Annotated in this window: 17 protein-coding genes; 13 read left to right on the forward strand and 4 right to left on the reverse strand. The window is 69.1% G+C overall.

Translation table 11 applies throughout. From position 1 onward, the window contains the following. Positions 1-8: 8 nt before the first annotated feature. The 12 genes from CHC02_RS04610 to CHC02_RS04660 all read left to right on the forward strand — a co-directional run bounded on the left by CHC02_RS04610 (position 9) and on the right by CHC02_RS04660 (position 10,569). On the forward strand, positions 9-1,133 hold the full coding sequence (locus tag CHC02_RS04610; protein WP_089390332.1) for a M14 family metallopeptidase: 1,125 nt from the start codon (positions 9-11) through the stop codon (positions 1,131-1,133). A 62-nt stretch (positions 1,134-1,195) separates the two neighbouring features. Continuing rightward, positions 1,196-1,351 (forward strand): hypothetical protein, encoded by a 156-nt coding sequence (locus CHC02_RS30160; protein WP_167364783.1) that lies wholly within the window; start codon positions 1,196-1,198, stop codon positions 1,349-1,351. Between the two features lie 238 nt (positions 1,352-1,589). After that, positions 1,590-2,606: a phosphate ABC transporter substrate-binding protein PstS gene (pstS, locus tag CHC02_RS04615; RefSeq protein ID WP_089390333.1), complete on the forward strand. Its 1,017-nt coding sequence runs from the start codon at positions 1,590-1,592 to the stop codon at positions 2,604-2,606. A gap of 96 nt (positions 2,607-2,702) precedes the next feature. Beyond that, a complete protein-coding gene (gene pstC / locus CHC02_RS04620) occupies positions 2,703-3,668 on the forward strand; it encodes a phosphate ABC transporter permease subunit PstC (RefSeq protein WP_371921196.1) in 966 nt (321 codons plus the stop codon). 1 nt (position 3,669) lies between these two features. After that, the gene (gene pstA / locus CHC02_RS04625) at positions 3,670-4,542 is read left to right on the forward strand and encodes a phosphate ABC transporter permease PstA (RefSeq protein WP_089390335.1); all 873 of its coding nucleotides are present in this window, start codon (positions 3,670-3,672) and stop codon (positions 4,540-4,542) included. Continuing rightward, positions 4,542-5,327, forward strand: coding sequence for a phosphate ABC transporter ATP-binding protein PstB (gene pstB, locus CHC02_RS04630; RefSeq protein ID WP_370686624.1), 786 nt, complete (start codon positions 4,542-4,544; stop codon positions 5,325-5,327). Before pstA ends, pstB begins: the two co-directional genes overlap by 1 nt. Before the next feature lie 285 nt (positions 5,328-5,612). Further along, positions 5,613-6,083, forward strand: a complete 471-nt coding sequence (locus CHC02_RS04635; RefSeq protein ID WP_089390336.1) for a hypothetical protein — start codon at positions 5,613-5,615, stop codon at positions 6,081-6,083. Between the two features lie 149 nt (positions 6,084-6,232). Further along, positions 6,233-6,631, forward strand: coding sequence for a hypothetical protein (locus CHC02_RS04640; RefSeq protein WP_244160902.1), 399 nt, complete (start codon positions 6,233-6,235; stop codon positions 6,629-6,631). A gap of 78 nt (positions 6,632-6,709) precedes the next feature. Next, positions 6,710-7,162 (forward strand): PaaI family thioesterase, encoded by a 453-nt coding sequence (locus CHC02_RS04645; protein ID WP_089390337.1) that lies wholly within the window; start codon positions 6,710-6,712, stop codon positions 7,160-7,162. A gap of 827 nt (positions 7,163-7,989) precedes the next feature. Continuing rightward, positions 7,990-8,259, forward strand: a complete 270-nt coding sequence (locus CHC02_RS04650; RefSeq protein ID WP_089390338.1) for a hypothetical protein — start codon at positions 7,990-7,992, stop codon at positions 8,257-8,259. A gap of 286 nt (positions 8,260-8,545) precedes the next feature. Next, a complete protein-coding gene (locus CHC02_RS04655) occupies positions 8,546-9,844 on the forward strand; it encodes an MFS transporter (protein ID WP_089390339.1) in 1,299 nt (432 codons plus the stop codon). 71 nt (positions 9,845-9,915) lie between these two features. After that, on the forward strand, positions 9,916-10,569 hold the full coding sequence (locus CHC02_RS04660; RefSeq protein ID WP_089390340.1) for an HAD family hydrolase: 654 nt from the start codon (positions 9,916-9,918) through the stop codon (positions 10,567-10,569). A gap of 88 nt (positions 10,570-10,657) precedes the next feature. Here CHC02_RS04660 and CHC02_RS04665 read toward each other — a convergent pair whose 3' ends face one another. Then, on the reverse strand, positions 10,658-11,692 hold the full coding sequence (locus CHC02_RS04665; protein ID WP_089390341.1) for an ABC transporter substrate-binding protein: 1,035 nt from the start codon (positions 11,690-11,692) through the stop codon (positions 10,658-10,660). 206 nt (positions 11,693-11,898) lie between these two features. Between CHC02_RS04665 and CHC02_RS04670 the strand changes: the two genes are divergently transcribed. Next, the gene (locus tag CHC02_RS04670; protein ID WP_089390342.1) at positions 11,899-13,374 is read left to right on the forward strand and encodes a PucR family transcriptional regulator; all 1,476 of its coding nucleotides are present in this window, start codon (positions 11,899-11,901) and stop codon (positions 13,372-13,374) included. On the opposite strand, the gene CHC02_RS04675 is transcribed toward CHC02_RS04670, so the two are convergent. The 3 genes from CHC02_RS04675 to CHC02_RS04685 all read right to left on the reverse strand — a co-directional run bounded on the left by CHC02_RS04675 (position 13,364) and on the right by CHC02_RS04685 (position 15,961). Continuing rightward, a complete protein-coding gene (locus CHC02_RS04675; RefSeq protein ID WP_089390343.1) occupies positions 13,364-13,708 on the reverse strand; it encodes a cupin domain-containing protein in 345 nt (114 codons plus the stop codon). The genes CHC02_RS04670 and CHC02_RS04675 overlap by 11 nt on opposite strands. A gap of 15 nt (positions 13,709-13,723) precedes the next feature. Next, a complete protein-coding gene (locus CHC02_RS04680) occupies positions 13,724-15,109 on the reverse strand; it encodes an NAD(P)/FAD-dependent oxidoreductase (protein WP_089390344.1) in 1,386 nt (461 codons plus the stop codon). A gap of 354 nt (positions 15,110-15,463) precedes the next feature. Further along, complete coding sequence (locus tag CHC02_RS04685; RefSeq protein WP_089390345.1) at positions 15,464-15,961, reverse strand: BRO-N domain-containing protein; 498 nt, start codon at positions 15,959-15,961, stop codon at positions 15,464-15,466. Positions 15,962-16,108: the final 147 nt, after the last annotated feature.

The following is a 16,108-nucleotide window of genomic DNA, read 5'->3' on the forward strand; positions in this document are numbered from 1 at the left end:
GAGGATTCATGGAGATTGGCTGCGACTTCGACAGCGGCAACATCCAGGTGCTGGATGCCAGCGACCCCCAGGACGTGCGCCTGGCCCTGCGCCCGGACCTGAAGAGCCCGCACTTCCAGTGGTTCCACTTCCGTGCCGGCGGCCTGACCCCCGGCCGGCGCTACGGCTTCAGCCTGACCAACGCCGGGCAGTCCAGCTACCCCGGCGGCTGGCCGGGCTACCGCGCCGTGGCCTCCTACGACCAGCGCGACTGGTTCCGCGTGGACACCCGCTACGACGGCCAGACCCTGCACTTCGCCCTCGACGCCGAGCAGCCGCAGGCCTGGTTCGCCTACTTCGAGCCCTACAGCCGCGAGCGCCACGCCACCCTGGTGCGCCAGGCCATCGAGCAGGCCGGCGCCGAGCTGGTGGCCACCGGGCGCAGCATCGAGGGCCGCGACATCCCGCTGCTGCGCATCCGCCGCAACCCGCAGGCCACGCGCAAGCTTTGGCTGATCGCCCAGCAGCACCCCGGCGAGCACATGGCCGAGTGGTTCATGGAAGGCCTGGTCGAGCGCCTGCAGCAGCAGGATGCGGAGCTCGACCACCTGCTGCGGCACGCCGAGCTGTACCTGGTGCCGAACATGAACCCCGACGGCGCCTTCCGCGGCCACCTGCGCACCAACGCCGCCGGCACCGACCTCAACCGCGCCTGGGGCTCGCCCAGCGCCGAGACCAGCCCGGAAGTACTGTTCGTCCAGGCGCACATGCGCCAGCAGGGCGTCGACCTGTTCCTCGACATCCATGGCGACGAGGAAATCCCCTATGTGTTCGCCGCCGGCTGCGAGGGCAACCCCGGCTACAGCGAGCGCCAGGCGCGGCTGGAAGCGGAGTTCCGCAAGCGCCTGGAGGAACGCGGCGAATTCCAGAGCGTCCACGGCTACCCGCGCAGCGCGCCGGGCAAGGCCAACATGACCCTGGCCTGCAACCACGTCGGCGAGACCTACCAGTGCCTGGCGCTGACCCTGGAGATGCCCTTCAAGGACCACGACCTGGCCCCCGACGCCCGCACCGGCTGGAGCGGCGCGCGCGCCAAGCGCCTGGCCGGCGCCGTGCTCTCGACCCTGTCGGGCCTGGTGCAGGAACTGCGCTGAGTGGAATCTTTGCCGCCGCGTGCCACTCTAATGCCGTGAGGAACTTGCATGCGGAGGTGTCCATGTACAGGACGCGCAAGCTGTTGACCCCCCAGGAGATCGAGGACCTGCAGGAACGCATGGAGGCCATGGAGGAGCTGGACTTCCGCGAACGCCGCGAAGTCCGCAAGAACCGCGTGGGCGACCGTCGCCCGCGCCTGGCCGCGGCGCCGGCCTGACCGGCGCGCCACGCACCCGGCCGGCGCTTGCCGCGCGGCCGGGCGCGTTAGCCCCTGGCGGCCCTGGCGCGCCGAGTTGCGGAGGGGCGCCGGGACAGCCGCGCTGCCATTAAGTTGCCAGTACGCAGATTATTAATCTCGCTGTCATAAAGCGTACACATTGGCGGCATTAAATCATCACGTCTTCTAACCAACCGGGGACTTCCCGGACTTCCTCCCATATTGAGGTATTGACGTGATGCTGCTCAGCAAAACCCGCTTGTCCGTCCTGCTGGCTTCCATGGCCCTGACCGGCCTGGCCCATGCCACTGATGTCACCGGCGCCGGCTCCAGCTTCGTTTACCCGGTGCTGTCGAAGTGGTCCCAGGAATACAGCAAGTCCTCCAGCAATCGCATCAACTACCAGTCCATCGGCTCCGGCGGCGGCATCGCCCAGATCAAGGCCGCCACCGTCGACTTCGGCGCCTCCGACGCCCCGCTGTCGGCCGACGACCTCAAGGCCGCCGGCCTGGGCCAGTTCCCCAGCGTGATCGGCGGCATCGTGCCGGTGGTCAACCTGGACGGCGTCGAGCCGGGCAAGCTGCACCTGGACGGTGAAGTCCTGGCCAGGATCTTCCTCGGCACCATCACCGACTGGAACGACCCGGCCATCGTCGCCCTGAACCCCGACCTGAAGCTGCCGGCCAGCAAGATCACCGTGGTGCGCCGCTCCGACGGCTCGGGCACCTCCTACAACTTCACCAACTACCTGTCCAAGGTCAGCGGCGAGTGGAAGGACAAGATCGGCTTCGGCACCACCGTGCCCTGGCCGGTGGGCATGGGCGGCAAGGGCAACGAAGGCGTCTCCGCCTACGTCAAGCAGATCAAGAACTCCATCGGCTACGTCGAGTACGCCTACGCCCTGCAGAACAAGATGGCCTACGCCTCGCTGAAGAACGCCGCCGGCAAGTTCGTGCAGCCCAACACCAAGAGCTTCCAGGCCGCCGCCGACACCGCCGACTGGGCCAACGCCAAGGACTTCAACCTGCTGATGACCAACGCCCCGGGCGACAGCGCGTGGCCGATCACCGCCACCACCTGGATCATCATGTACAAGCAACCGAAGAACGCGGAACAGGCCCAGGCCGCCTTCCACTTCTTCAAGTGGTCCCTGGAGAACGGCCAGCAGCAGGCTGCCGCCCTGGACTACGTGGCGCTGCCCGAATCCCTGGTCAAGCGCATCGAAGGCTACTGGAAGTCGGACTTCGCCCGCTGATCGGGTGAATGACCAGGACCGCCGCCCGGAACCCCCGTGCGGCGGTTCGCTTGCTTGGATGAACCGATGTCTACCGAATCCTCCCCGTCCATCGCCATGCCCAACCTGAAGGCCGCCGAAGCCGAAGACCGCGCCCAGCGCGACCAGCGCCACGACCGCTGGTTCCGCAACGCCATGTTCGGCTCCGCGCTCCTGGTGCTGTTGCTGCTCGCCGGCGTCGCCGGCTCCACCCTGTGGGGCGGCAGCCTGGCCTTCTCGCACTTCGGCCTGGACTTCCTCACCAGCACCGAATGGGATGCGGTGAACAACAAGTTCGGCGCCCTGGTGCCGATCTACGGGACCCTGGTCACCTCCTTCCTGGCGCTGCTGATCGCCGTACCGGTCAGCTTCGGCATCGCCATCTTCCTCACCGAGCTGGCGCCGCCGTGGCTGCGCATGCCGGTGGCCGCGGCCGTCGAGCTGCTGGCCGGCATCCCCTCGATCATCTACGGCATGTGGGGCCTGTTCGTCTTCGGCCCGTTCATGGCCCAGCACATCGCCCCCTGGCTGAACGACTACCTGGGCGCGCTGCCGCTGGTGGGCGGCCTGTTCCAGGGCCCGCCGCTGGGCATCGGCATGCTCAGCGCCGGCATCGTCCTGGCGATCATGATCATCCCCTTCATCACCTCGGTGATGAACGAAGTGTTCCACAGCGTGCCGACCACCCTGAAGGAGTCGGCCTACGCCCTGGGCAACACCACCTGGGAAGTGGTCTGGGACATCGTCCTGCCCTACACCCGCTCGGCGGTGGTCGGCGGCATCTTCCTCGGCCTCGGCCGCGCCCTGGGCGAGACCATGGCGGTGACCTTCGTGCTGGGCAACTCGCAGCACTTCTCCGCCTCGCTGCTGATGCCCAGCAGCTCCATCGCCTCGGTGATCGCCAACGAGTTCAACGAGGCCTACACCGACCTGCACCGCTCCTCGCTGATCGCCCTGGGCTTCCTGCTCTTCGTGGTCACCTTCATCGTCCTCGCCGCCGCACGCCTGATGCTGCTGCGCCTGTCCCAGAAGGAGGGCAAGTGACATGGCCGGCAACGAAAGCCTGTACCGCACCCGCGACCTGAAGAACCGCGCCGCCATGCTGCTCAGCTGCGGCGCCACCCTGTTCGGCCTGATGTGGCTGGCGTGGATCCTGCTGACCACCATCAGCCACGGCATCGAGGCGCTGAACCTCGACCTGTTCACCAAGATGACGCCGCCGCCGGGGGCCGAGGGCGGCCTGGCCAACGCCTTCTACGGCAGCGTGCTGATGAGCGCGCTGGCGCTGCTGATCGGCACCCCCATCGGCCTGATGGCGGGCATCTGGCTGGCCGAGTACGCCCGCCACACCCGCATGGGCACCGTGGTGCGCTTCATCAACGACATCCTGCTGTCGGCGCCGTCCATCGTCCTGGGCCTGTTCGTCTACACCAGCGTGATCCTGCCGCTGAACTACCTTTCCGACCACCGCGTGGGCTTCTCCGCCATCGCCGGCGCCCTGGCCCTGGCCCTGCTGGTGATCCCGGTGGTGGTGCGGACCACCGACGAGATGCTCCAGCTGCAGCCGACCACCATGCGCGAGGCCGCGCTGGCCCTGGGGGTGCCGCAGTGGAAGCTGACGTTGCAGATCGTCCTGCGCGCCGCCCGCGCCGGGGTGATCACCGGCATCCTCCTGGCCCTGGCGCGCATCACCGGCGAAACCGCGCCGCTGCTGTTCACCGCCTTCGGCAACCAGTTCTGGAGCAGCGACCTGCTCAAGCCCATGGCCAGCGTGCCCGTCGTGGTCTTCCAGTACGCCATGAGCCCCTTCAGCGACTGGAACGCCCTGGCCTGGGCCGGCGCCCTGGTGCTGACCCTGTTCGTACTGCTGCTCAGCCTCACCTCCCGTCTCATCCTTCTGCGCAATAGGGCATCCTGATGACTGCCATGACCACCGCCATCGCCGCCGAACGCACCAAGATCCGCGTTCGCGACCTGGAGTTCTTCTACGGCGAGCACCGTTCGCTCAAGTCCATCAACATGGACATCCCGGAGAAGTGCATCACCGCCATCATCGGCCCGTCCGGCTGCGGCAAGTCGACCCTGCTGCGCATCTTCAACCGCATCTACTCCCTGTACCCCAAGCAGGAAGCCCGCGGCGAGGTGCTGCTCAACGGCGAGAACATCCTCGCCCCCGGCTACTCCATGAACCGCCTGCGCAGCCAGGTGGGCATGGTGTTCCAGAAGCCGGTGCCGTTCCCGATGACCATCTACGAGAACATCGCCTACGCGGTGCGCCACCACGAGAAGGTCAACCGTCGCGAGATGGACGACCGCGTCGAGCAGGCCCTGCGCGGCGCCGCCCTGTGGGACGAGGTGAAGGACAAGCTCAACGCCAGCGCCCAGGGCCTCTCCGGCGGCCAGCAGCAGCGCTTGTGCATCGCCCGCACCATCGCCCTCAAGCCCCAGGTGCTGCTGCTCGACGAACCGACCTCGGCGCTGGACCCGATCTCCACCGGGCGCATCGAGCAGCTGATCACCGAGCTCAAGCAGGAGTTCACCGTGGTCATCGTCACCCACAACATGCAGCAGGCGGCGCGCTGCTCGGACTACACCGCCTTCATGTTCCTGGGCGACCTGATCGAGTTCGGCGACACCGACACCCTGTTCACCAAGCCGGCCAAGGAGCAGACCGAGGACTACATCACCGGCCGCTTCGGCTGAGCCTTCGCGCACCGCCGACGCCCGCCACGGTGCACGCCGTGGCGGGCGTTTTTCGTTATGGATTCCGGCAACCCCTTGCCACCCCCGGCAGGCGCTTGCCGACGGCGCGCTCTTCGTAGGAGCGAGCTTGCTCGCGAACCGCACGGCAGCGTCGCAGCCGGGAAAAGCTGTTCGCGAGCAAGCTCGCTCCTACAGGCCCTGCCACACCATCGCGCCCGCCGGCCGACATCCTGGCGTGTTTCTTGCCCGATACAGGCTTCCCCCTTCGGCACGGGAGACCTGCCCATGAACATCATCGACGGTTTCAGCACCCTGAGCCTGGCGACCAAACTGGTGCGCGGCGTGGTCGCCGGCGCCAGCGAATTCGCCAGCTACCTGGCCAGCGCCAGCAGCGCAGACGCCACGACGAGCGGTACGAGCGATACGCCTTCCGGCGCGGTAGCATCCTCCGGCGCCGCCGCGCAGAACGGCGGCAGCGCCCTGGACGAATTCCTCGCCTACATGAAGCTCAGCCCCGGCGAAAAGCTGCGGCACAGCGTCATGCAGGACATGGACATCACCCAGGAGCAGCTCGATGCCATGCCCGCCGAGGACCGCGAGCGCATCGAGAACGAGATAGCCCAGCGCATCAGGGAAAAGATCACGCAGCAGGCCGACGCCGGCAGCCCGCCGGTCGCACCCACTGCCACCCCGGTGGCCCTGAAGCAGATGTACGGCGTTGAACGAACCCAGCCCAGCCTCGATCTCCTCGGTTGACCCCGCCCCGGCCGGCCCTCCTGCCGGCCGCCAGGCCCCCGCGCCGGCCATGTATCGAAGCCGATGCAGGACGCTACCCGATGCCGGGTGCATTGCTGAACTCCGTTGCCTAGACTGCGGTCTTCCGCAGTAAGCCCACGTTTGCGCACATGTCTTCCATGCAATCCCACAGCAAGTTCATCGGCCACGTTCCCCGCCACCTGATCCAGCAGGCCGTGCCGAAGAAGGTCGGGCGCGGCTGGCGCGCCGACTTCAACGTCGCGGTCTGGCTGCACCTGGCGCTCGCCGACGAGTTGCAGGTGACCCTCAAGGTCAGCTACCAGGACGGCGAGACCGTCCGCGAGCAACTGATCGACCGCGGCCGCCCCGGCTTCAACCAGCGCATCCTGCTGTGCGGCATCGCGCGCCTGGAATACAACCAGGCCATCGAGTCCATGAGCCTGTCGCTGCTGTCCGACGAGCCCATCCAGACGCTGATGGTGGGCGAACTGTTCGTCCAGGCGGTGGAGCTGCAGCGCGACGGCGAGCGCAGCCGCAAGCGGCGCTGAAGATTCATCCGAAGGAGTGATACGCCGGGGCCGGCCGATGCGTTGAAATGGCGGCATATCGTGTCAACAGGATCGCCCATGAGCTTCGACCCTTCGCAACTGCAGTCCTACACCCAGTACCGTGGCATCGCCATCCCGCTGCTCGACCACCTGAAGTTCCGCTACCTGCCGGCCGGGGAGGGCGGGCGCGACGGCCACCTGGTGCTGCGGGTGGAGCGCGAGCACCTCAACGGCTGGAACAACGCCCACGGCGGCGTGCTCATGAGCCTGCTCGACGTGGCCATGGCGCTGGCCTGCAGCCATGCCGACGAAGCCGGGCGCGGCTGCGTGACCATCGAGATGAAGACCAGCTTCCTGCGCCCCGGCGGCGACGTCGGCGAGGTGCTCGAAGCCTTCGGCCACGTCCGCCACCGCACCCGCTCCATCGCCTTCTGCGAGGCCGAGATCCGCAATGCCGCGGGCGATGCCGTGGCCACCGCCAGCGGCACCTTCAAGTACCAGGACAAGCCGCGGCCGGTGATCGACGCCTGAGCCGCCGCAGCCGTGGCGCTCGGGATGACGCGTAGGACCTTGTCCGCGATAGCCGGAGATATCGGCGCGATTCGCGGATGAGGTCCGCTCCAGGGGCCGGGCCCGACGTAGGGCGAATAACGTTCCACGTTATCCGCCGCCTGACCTTGGTTGCCGGCCTGCTCGGTGCCGGGCTTGGCGCTGGTCACGCATTCCCCCTGGCTCGATCGAGGCAGGGTCGACGAGGAAGGTGAGGCGGCGGATAACCGCGAACGGTTATGCGCCCTACGCCAAGGTCGGCCATTGCGTAGGGCGCATAACGCCCCAGGCGTTATCCGCCGCCTGACCTTGGTTGCCGGCCTGCTCGGTGCCGGGCTTGGCGCTGGTCACGCATTCTCCCGGTTCGATCGAGGCAGGGTCGACGAGGAAGGTGAGGCGGCGGATAACCGCGAACGGTTATTCGCCCTACGCCAAGGTCAGCCGCTGCGTAGGGCGCATAACGCCCCAGGCGTTATCCGCCGCCTGACCTTGGTTGCCGGCCCGCTCGGTTCCGGGCTTGGCGCTGGTCACGCATTCCCCCTGGCTCGACCGAGGCAGGGTCGACGAGGAAGGTGAGGCGGCGGATAACCGCGAACGGTTATTCGCCCTACGCCAAGGTCGGCCGTTGCGTAGGGCGCATAACGCCCCAGGCGTTATCCGCCGCCTGACCTTGGCCGCCGGCCCGCTCGGTTCCGAGCCTGGCATCGCCGCCCCGACACAACCGATCCCTTCGCGCCCCGACCAACGGCCCACCCCCCAGGCGACGACCTGCGCCTTCCCGTAATAAATGTGTGGCTATGCTTGGGCCCATGGACATCCGGATCGAACAGACCGATGGTGATCCGCCCACATGGAAGGTCTTCCTGGGGACGTTCTTCATCGTATGCACCAGTGAAGACGAAGCCTGCGCCTGCGCCGAGGCCGCGCACCGCTACGCCAGCGCCAACCCGGCCATCCACTGCGGCCTGCCCAGCCCGCCGGCGGCAGTGGCGCCCCTGCGCGCCGGCTGTTGCCCACCCAGCGACGCCGAGCTGGAGGCCTGGGAACTGCGCTGGCCGGAGCGCTACCTGGGCACCTGAGCGCCGCGACCGAGTCCCCGCCCACAGCCATCACCCGCCTACACCTGCCTCCTGGCTGGGCACAGGCGGTTTTCCGACAGCGCCGCACCGCCCCCGCCGTAGCCGGTTTCCGTAATTGCGCCGAGCACTGTGGGACTTGACCCCCGGGCTTCGCAGCGTGAGCCAGCGGTCAAGTTCTGCGCGCCGCGCCACACCTAAGCTCGCCCCTTCGTGCCGTTGGACGAGGCCTTGCCGTGCACCGGCCGCACCCACCACAAGAAAAGAACACCAAGGGGGAGCACCACCCATGCAGACTCGAACCGGCGGCTGGACCGCCCAGCAGCGCTGGCGCATCCAGATCTTCGCCATCACCTGGCTGGCCTACGCGGCTTTCTACTTCACCCGCAAGGCCTTCTCCGTGGCCAAGCTGGGCATCGGCGAAGACCCGGGCTTCGTCCTCGACAAGGCGGCGATGGCCGACCTGGACGCCCTCTACCTCGCCGCCTACGCCGTGGGCCAGTTCGTCTGGGGCAGTTTCGCCGACCGCTACGGCCCGCGGGTGGTGGTGGGCGTAGGGCTGTTCGTCTCGGCCCTGGCGGCGCTGGCCATGGGCACCTTCGCCACCCTGCCGATCTTCGCCACCTGCATGGTCGTCCAGGGCCTGGCGCAGTCCACCGGCTGGTCGGGGCTGTGCAAGAACATGGGCTGCTTCTTCTCCACCGGCGAGCGCGGCCGCGCCATGGGCTACTGGAGCACCTGCTACGCCTTCGGCGGCCTGGTGGCCACGCCCTTCGTCGGCTGGTGCGCCTACCGGCTCACCGACGACTGGCAGATGGCCTTCCTTTCCGCCGCCGGCGTGGTGCTGGTGGTGGGCGGCCTGTTCCTGCTGCTGCAGCGCAACCGCCCGGAAGACGTCGGCCTGCCGCCGCTGGAAGACCGGCACGAACCGCCGGCGCAAGCCGACGGCGGCCTGTGGGACGCGCTGCGCCAGGTGCTGCGCAACCGCACCGTGCTGGTCCTGGGGCTGGCCTACTTCCTGCTCAAGCCGGCCCGCTACGCCATCCTGTTCTGGGGCCCGGTGATCATCTACGAGCGCATGCCGGAGATCGGCAAGGTCGCCGCGGCCATCGTCCCCACCGCCTTCGAGGTGGCCGGCCTGCTCGGGCCCATCCTCATCGGCCTGGCCTCGGACCGGCTGTTCGGCGCCCGGCGCATGCCCGCCTGCGTGCTCAGCCTGCTGGCGCTGGCGGTGTGCCTGGCGCTGTTCGTGCCGGTGCTGCTGAGCGGCAACCTGTACCTGGTGGTGGGGCTGCTGTTCCTGATGGGCGTGACCCTCTACGGCCCCGACTCGATGATCAGCGGCGCCGCCGCCATCGACTTCGGCACCCGCCGGGCCGCCGGCACCGCCACCGGCTTCGTCAATGGCTGCGGCTCGGTGGGGGCGATCCTCGGCGGCCTGCTGCCCGGCTACTTCGACACCCTCTCGGTGTTCGTCCTCTTCACCGGCACCGCCCTGGCGGCCTGCCTGCTGCTGGTGCCGTTCTGGTACAGCGTCCCGCAGGGCCGGGCCGGCGCCGTACCCGCCAGCGGCCTGCAGGCGCGCTGAGCCGCCAGCGCCGACACGCCGGGCCGCGGGGCGGCCCGGCCAGCATTCCCGAGCACACAAGGAGCAGGCCCATGGCCCTCGCACTCTTCGACCTGGACGACACCCTCATCGACGGCGACTGCGCCAGCCTGTGGAGCCGGCACATGGCCGACCTGGGCTGGGTGGACGGCGACGCCTTCGTCCACCACGACCAGGCGCTCATGGCCCTCTACGCCCGGGGCGAACTGGCGATGGAGGACTACATGGCCTTCACCCTGGCACCGCTGGCGGGGCGCACGCCCGAAGCCGTCGCCGCGGCGGTGGAGCCCTTCGTCACCGACGTCATAGGCCCGCGCATCCGCTTCGACGCCCTGGGCTGCCTGAACCACCACCGCCAGGCCGGCGACCGCCTGCTGGTCATCTCCGCCTCGGCGCACTTCCTGGTCGCCAGCATCGCCGCCCGGCTGGGCGTCAGCGAAGTCCTGGCCATCGACCTGGAACAGCACCAGGGCACCTACAGCGGCCGCACCCAGGGCACCCTGACCTACCGCGCGGGCAAGATCGCCCGCCTGCGGACCTGGCTGCAGGCGCAGGGCGAAAGCCTGGCCGGCGCCCACTTCTACTCCGATTCGCGCAACGACCTGCCGCTGCTCTCCCTGGTGGAGAACCCCCGCGCGGTCAACCCCGATCCGGCCCTGCGCAGCCACGCCGAAGCCTTCGGCTGGCCGATCCTCGACTGGCGCTGACGCGCCCGCCGGGCAAAAAGAAGCCGCCCGCAGGCGGCTCGGAAAGTGGGCGCGGGCACGCCACACTGTGGGAACGGGGTTTCGGCGATCAGCGCGCCGCCCAGGCGTTGAAGCGCTGCTCCAGCTGTTCGCCGTGGTCGGCCCAGAAGGCGGCGTTCATCTGCACCTGGTTGGCCAGGTTGGCCGCGTCGGTGGGCATGTCGCGGCGCCGGGCCTCATCCACCTGGCCGACCGCGGCGGTGTTCACCGGGCCGTAGGCGATCTGCTGGGCGTAGGCCTTCTGCTGCTCGGTCTGCAGCACGAACTCGATGAACCGGCGGCCTTCCTCGGCGCGCCTGGCGCCCTTGGGAATGGTGAAGGCGTCCATGTCGTAGATGCCGCCGTTCCAGACGATGCGCAGGTTGCTCTCGTTCTGCACGGCGGCGATCCGGCCGTTGTACACCGAGCTCATCACCACGTCGCCCGAGACCAGGTACTGCGGCGGCTGGGCGCCGGCCTCCCACCACTGGATGCTCGGCTTGATCTGGTCGAGCTTGCGGAAGGCGCGGTCCTGGCCTTCCTTGGTGGCCAGCACGGCATAGACCTCCTTGGGCGCCACGCCATCGGCCATCAGCGCGAACTCCAGGGTGTACATGGCGCCCTTGCGCAGGCCGCGCTTGCCCGGGTACTTCTGCAGGTCCCAGAAGTCGGCCCAGCTGGTGGGCGCGGTCTTCAGCTTGTCGGCGTTGTAGGCCAGCACCGTGGACCACACGAAGAAGCCCACGCCGCACGGCTGCACCGCGCCTTCGAGCAGTTGCGGGGCGAGCCTGGCGATGGCCGGGTCCTCGCCGATCTCCTCCAGCAGGCCCTCGTCGCAGGCGCGGGCCAGCTCCGGCATCTCCATCTCCACCACGTCCCAGGACACGCTGCCGGTATCCACCTGCACCTTCACCTTGGCCATCTCGCCGTTGAACTCGTCGGCGATCACCCGGCTGCCGGCCTGGGCCGCATAGGGCTCGTAGAAGGCCTTGACCTGGGCGGCCTTGTTGGCGCCGCCGTGGGACACCACGGTGATGTCGGCATGGGCCTGGCCGGCGAGGCAGGCGAGGGCGAGGGTGATGGCGCTGCTCAGGGACTTGTGCATTGTTGTTCTCCGTCGAGTCGGTGAGGGCTGGCGATTGGCGATTAGTCTCGGCGCGCCGCGCGGCGCCGGACAATCAGACGGAACAACGATTCGGCCGGGGCCGCTCGTACCTCCGTACGGGGCGCCGCGCCCCGGCGCGACAGGCGGGCGGCATTGGTGTCATCCTTGCCCGCGCGCCACCTCCACCTGCCGCCGGAAGCCGCCCCATGCCGTTCTGCATCCAAGACATCCTCGACGACAGCGCCCTGCGCACCCGCCTGCTGGCCGGCGCGGAAAACACCGCGCGGCGCCTGCGCTGGGCCCACGTGTGCGAGCTGGCCGACCCCACCGAATGGCTGGGCGAGGGCGACCTGCTGATGACCACCGGCATCGGCATCCCGGCCCAGCCCGAGGCCCAGCGCGCCTACCTGGAGCGGCTGGCGGCGGCGCGCCTGGCCGGGCTGATGATCGGCGAGAACATGCAGGCCCCGGCCGACCTCGGCGCCCTGCAGGAGGCCGCCCAGCGCCTGGGCTTCCCCCTGCTGATGACGCACTACTCGGTGCCGTTCTCGGCGGTCACCCGGGCCATCCTCGACGCCGGCAAGCAGGAGGAATACGAACGCCGCAGCGCCGTCACGCGCATCTACGAAAGCGCACGCATGGGCCTGCGCGGCCTGGGCCCGGACGCCCTGCTCAAGCGCCTGGCGGCGGACGTGCGGGCGCGCCTGTACCTGTTCGACGCGGCCAGCCTGGAGCCCTGGCAGGAAGGCCTGGAGCCGCTGCCCGAAGCTTGGCGCCAGGCCCTGGGCGAGCGGCGCGGCGGCGGCGCCTCGGTGAACCGCTACCTGGCCGGCGAGGAAGAGGCATTGGTGATGGCGCTGCCGTCCCTGGCCGCCTGCGAACTGCTGGCCAGCGGCGGCGAACTGCTCGACTACGGCCTGCTGCACCACGTGACGGCGGTGCTGGGCATCGAGCTGGAGCGCCTGCAGGTGGAACACGAGCGCCTGCTGCGGCAGGGTTCGGAACTGCTCGACGATCTATTGCAGCAACGCCTGAGCGAACGCCCGGCGCAGGAACGCCTGGCCGCCCTCGACTGCCCGGTGGAACAGGCCACCCTGGCCGTGGCGCGGCCCGCCGGGCCGCTGCCCGAACGCTGGGCGCAACGCCTGCGCCGGCACGGGGTGAGCCTGCTGCTGCGCAACCAGGGCGAGGAACTCATCCTGTTGCTGGCCCGCGGCGAATCCGCCGAGGCGCTGCAACAGGCGCTGGGCTGCCCGCTCGGCCTGGGCAACCCGCTGGGCCACGCCGGCCGCGCCCCGGAGGCATTGCGCGAGGCCCGCCTGGCGCTGGCCCACGCCTCCGCGCAGCGGCCGCTGGCGCGCTACGCCGAGGCGCAGAGCGAACAATCCTGGCTGCCCGCCAGCCTGGAGGAAGCGGCGCGGGTGCACCGCCGCGTGCTCGGCGCGCTGGCCGACTACGACCAGCAGCAGGGCGCGCAGCTGGAGCACACCCTGCTGGTGTTCCTGGAGCAGAACCGCTCCTGGCAGAAGGCCGCCCAGCGCCTCAACGTGCACAAGCAGACGCTGGTCTACCGCATCCGCCGCATCGAAGAGATCACCGGCCGCTCGCTGGATTCCACCGAAGACGTCGCGGTGCTCTGGATCGCCCTGCGCGCGGCGCAGATCGCCGGCTTCAGGGAATGATCAGGAAGCTCTTGCGCACCGTCTCGCGCACGTCCCAGGTGCCCTGGCAGTTCGCCGGGAACAGCACCGCATCGCCCGGGCGCAGCTCGATCGGCTCGCCGCCGTCGGGCTCGAAGAAGCAGTGCCCGCTGATGAAATGGCTGAATTCGCGCTCCAGCACCTGGCGGCGGAAGCGCCCCGGCGTGCATTCCCAGACGCCGGCGAGCAGCCCGCCGGGGCCCTCTACGGCGTGGGTGGCGGCCTCGGCCAGCGGCGTGCCGACGGGCGCCTTGGCCGGCACGGCGGCGGGCAGGGCGAGGCTGGCGGTGGCGGCCAGGCGGATGGGTGGGTTCATGGCGTACTCCTGCGGTCAGAGGCTCTTGTCTTCCAGGCCGGCCGGGGCCAGGGTGCTCAGCGCACGGTCCAGCCAGCCCGGTTGTTCGTCGTCGGCCTCGCGGGCCTCCTTGCGCTGCACCGCGCCGCGCACCAGCAGCCCGCCCAGGTAGCGCAGCGGTTCGGGCGGGAAGCGCCTGGGCTGGCGCCCCACCAGGCCGCAGCGGCTCCACTCGTCGTCGCGGCCCAGCGCCAGGCTGGCGAGGATGCGCCCGCCGAGGCGGCTGGGGCCCACGCCGTTGCCGCTCCAGCCGATGCCATAGAAGATGTGCGGCGCGTCCTGCAGGTGGCCGAACACCGGCAGGCTGTCGTAGGTGCGGTCGATGGGCCCGCACCAGCTGTGGGTGATGGGCACGTCGTGCAACTGCGGGTAGGTGCGGCGGAAGTCCGCCTCGGTATCGCGGCTGAGCTGCGCATCGTCGTCGAAACCCTCGTCGATGCGGCTGGCGAAACTGATCATCCCGGTGCCCTTGCCGAAGGCGATGCGCCCGTCGCGGGTGGTGCGGTAGTAGTCCACCATCAACTGCGAGTCGGTGACGGCTTCGCCGCCGGTCCAGCCGATCCACTTCAGGCGGTCGGGAATGGGCGCGGTGGCGACAACGGTGCTGGTCACCGGCAGGATGGTCCGGCGCAGCTCGGGAATCTGCGAGGCCCAGGCATTGGTGGCCAGCACCACGCGGCCCGCGGTCACGGTGCCGCCCGGCGTGCGCAGCAGGGCAGGGGCGCTGCGCTGGAAGTCCTCCACCTGGGTGTTCTCGAAAATCCGCACACCCTTCTCCAGGGCCACCCGGCGCAGCCCACGGGCCAGTCGCGCCGGCTGCACGGTGGCGTTGCTGGCCTCCAGCACCCCCTCCAGGTGCCGCGGCGAACCGGCACGGCGCGCCACCTCGGCGTCGGCCAGCGGCTCGAACACCGCCTCGCCCAGGCGCTCGCAGGTGCGCTGCACATCCTTCCAGGCACCGCGCTGGGCATTGCTGGTGGCGGTCCACAGCCAGCCGCCACGGCGGAAATGCGCATCGATGCCATGGGCCTCGCAGAACTCGCCGATCTCGCCAATGGCCGCCGCCGAAGCCCGCGCCAGGCGCAGCGCTTCCTCCCTGCCGCACTGCGCGGCCAGGGAACTGATCTTCGGCCACCAGGACATCACGAACCCGCCATTGCGCCCCGAAGCCCCGCCGCCGCAGATATCCCGCTCGAGAATGGCGATGCGGCACCGCGGCTCCAGCTCCAGCAGGCGCAACGCCGTCCACAGCCCGACGAAGCCCCCGCCGACGATGGCCACGTCCACCGTGATGTCTTCCCGCAGCGGCGCGGTGGGCGCAAGTTCGTCGGCGATTTCCTGAAGCCAGAGGGAACGTTTCATGGGGGCGTTGTCCGTGGGTGAACTGTCGATACCCCACTGTCGCCCCGGCAAGGAGGACGGACAATCGTGCAATCCACGCAATCCGCCACACCCCCCTCATACGAAAATATGAGCCACCCCACGCGCCCTTCACGCTCTTCGTAGGAGCGAGCTTGCTCGCGAACCTGACTGACACCGCGCCAAGCCGAAAGCGCAAGAACGACAAGGCATCAGGACGACTCAGCACGCCCCCTCGCGCCGAACAACCCCTCTCCCGCTTGCGGGAGAGGGCCGGGGAGAGGGAACAGCATCACCCCCAAACACCGCCGCCACCGGAAAACACCATTCGCGAGCAAGCTCGCTCCTACGAAAAACCTACCTCAACCGCCGAGCCCACTCCCGCCAACCCACCCGCGCCTCGGCAGACCCCCGCACCAACCGCGGCAGTTCCGCCATATCCACCCACAACTGCCCCTGCCAATCCAGCACCCGAACACCGCACCGCCCCCAGCTCAAACACAACTGCCGCGGCCCATCGCCACCGCCCTGGCCCCGCACCTCCGGCACCACCCGCGTACTGATCCAACGACGCAACCCACCCAGGTCGGCATGGGCAAAATGGAACACCAGCGCATAGGCCCCGGACTCACTGACCAGCACCCGCTCCAGGCTGCCGCCATCGTCCAGGCGCAGCCATTGCGTACACAACTGGTCATCCTCCAGGCGCTTGGCCAGCCGTTCATTGCTGGGATGCCCGATCAACCGGCGCAGATCGTCCAGCACGAACCAGACCTGGTCGTCGAGCAACAGGGCGCGGAGGGTGCGGTGCTTGTGGAAGAAGTAGAGCGGGGTGGGGAGGGTGGATTCGTCCATGGGAATGGTCCTTGCTCTGAAAGTCAAAGACCGTCACTGCCGCTGCTAATCGGTGGTGACGGAACCGTGCAGGGTTAGCAGACCGGCAGAGCACCGGCAGACCCGAAGGTCTCCCTACACGGCCCGTCATAGCGGCAAATTCGGGGC

The sequence above is a fragment of the Pseudomonas delhiensis genome, assembly GCF_900187975.1.
Lineage (GTDB): Bacteria > Pseudomonadota > Gammaproteobacteria > Pseudomonadales > Pseudomonadaceae > Pseudomonas > Pseudomonas delhiensis.

Bases quoted from the DNA above. Each gene is read 5' to 3' on its own strand.
- CHC02_RS04610 (WP_089390332.1), top strand. From the start codon at position 9: ATGGAGATTGGCTGCGACTTCGACAGCGGCAACATCCAGGTGCTGGAT.
- CHC02_RS30160 (WP_167364783.1), top strand. From the start codon at position 1,196: ATGTACAGGACGCGCAAGCTGTTGACCCCCCAGGAGATCGAGGACCTG.
- pstS (WP_089390333.1), top strand. From the start codon at position 1,590: ATGCTGCTCAGCAAAACCCGCTTGTCCGTCCTGCTGGCTTCCATGGCC.
- pstC (WP_371921196.1), top strand. From the start codon at position 2,703: ATGCCCAACCTGAAGGCCGCCGAAGCCGAAGACCGCGCCCAGCGCGAC.
- pstA (WP_089390335.1), top strand. From the start codon at position 3,670: ATGGCCGGCAACGAAAGCCTGTACCGCACCCGCGACCTGAAGAACCGC.
- pstB (WP_370686624.1), top strand. From the start codon at position 4,542: ATGACTGCCATGACCACCGCCATCGCCGCCGAACGCACCAAGATCCGC.
- CHC02_RS04635 (WP_089390336.1), top strand. From the start codon at position 5,613: ATGAACATCATCGACGGTTTCAGCACCCTGAGCCTGGCGACCAAACTG.
- CHC02_RS04640 (WP_244160902.1), top strand. From the start codon at position 6,233: ATGTCTTCCATGCAATCCCACAGCAAGTTCATCGGCCACGTTCCCCGC.
- CHC02_RS04645 (WP_089390337.1), top strand. From the start codon at position 6,710: ATGAGCTTCGACCCTTCGCAACTGCAGTCCTACACCCAGTACCGTGGC.
- CHC02_RS04650 (WP_089390338.1), top strand. From the start codon at position 7,990: ATGGACATCCGGATCGAACAGACCGATGGTGATCCGCCCACATGGAAG.
- CHC02_RS04655 (WP_089390339.1), top strand. From the start codon at position 8,546: ATGCAGACTCGAACCGGCGGCTGGACCGCCCAGCAGCGCTGGCGCATC.
- CHC02_RS04660 (WP_089390340.1), top strand. From the start codon at position 9,916: ATGGCCCTCGCACTCTTCGACCTGGACGACACCCTCATCGACGGCGAC.
- CHC02_RS04665 (WP_089390341.1), bottom strand. From the start codon at position 11,692: ATGCACAAGTCCCTGAGCAGCGCCATCACCCTCGCCCTCGCCTGCCTC.
- CHC02_RS04670 (WP_089390342.1), top strand. From the start codon at position 11,899: ATGCCGTTCTGCATCCAAGACATCCTCGACGACAGCGCCCTGCGCACC.
- CHC02_RS04675 (WP_089390343.1), bottom strand. From the start codon at position 13,708: ATGAACCCACCCATCCGCCTGGCCGCCACCGCCAGCCTCGCCCTGCCC.
- CHC02_RS04680 (WP_089390344.1), bottom strand. From the start codon at position 15,109: ATGAAACGTTCCCTCTGGCTTCAGGAAATCGCCGACGAACTTGCGCCC.
- CHC02_RS04685 (WP_089390345.1), bottom strand. From the start codon at position 15,961: ATGGACGAATCCACCCTCCCCACCCCGCTCTACTTCTTCCACAAGCAC.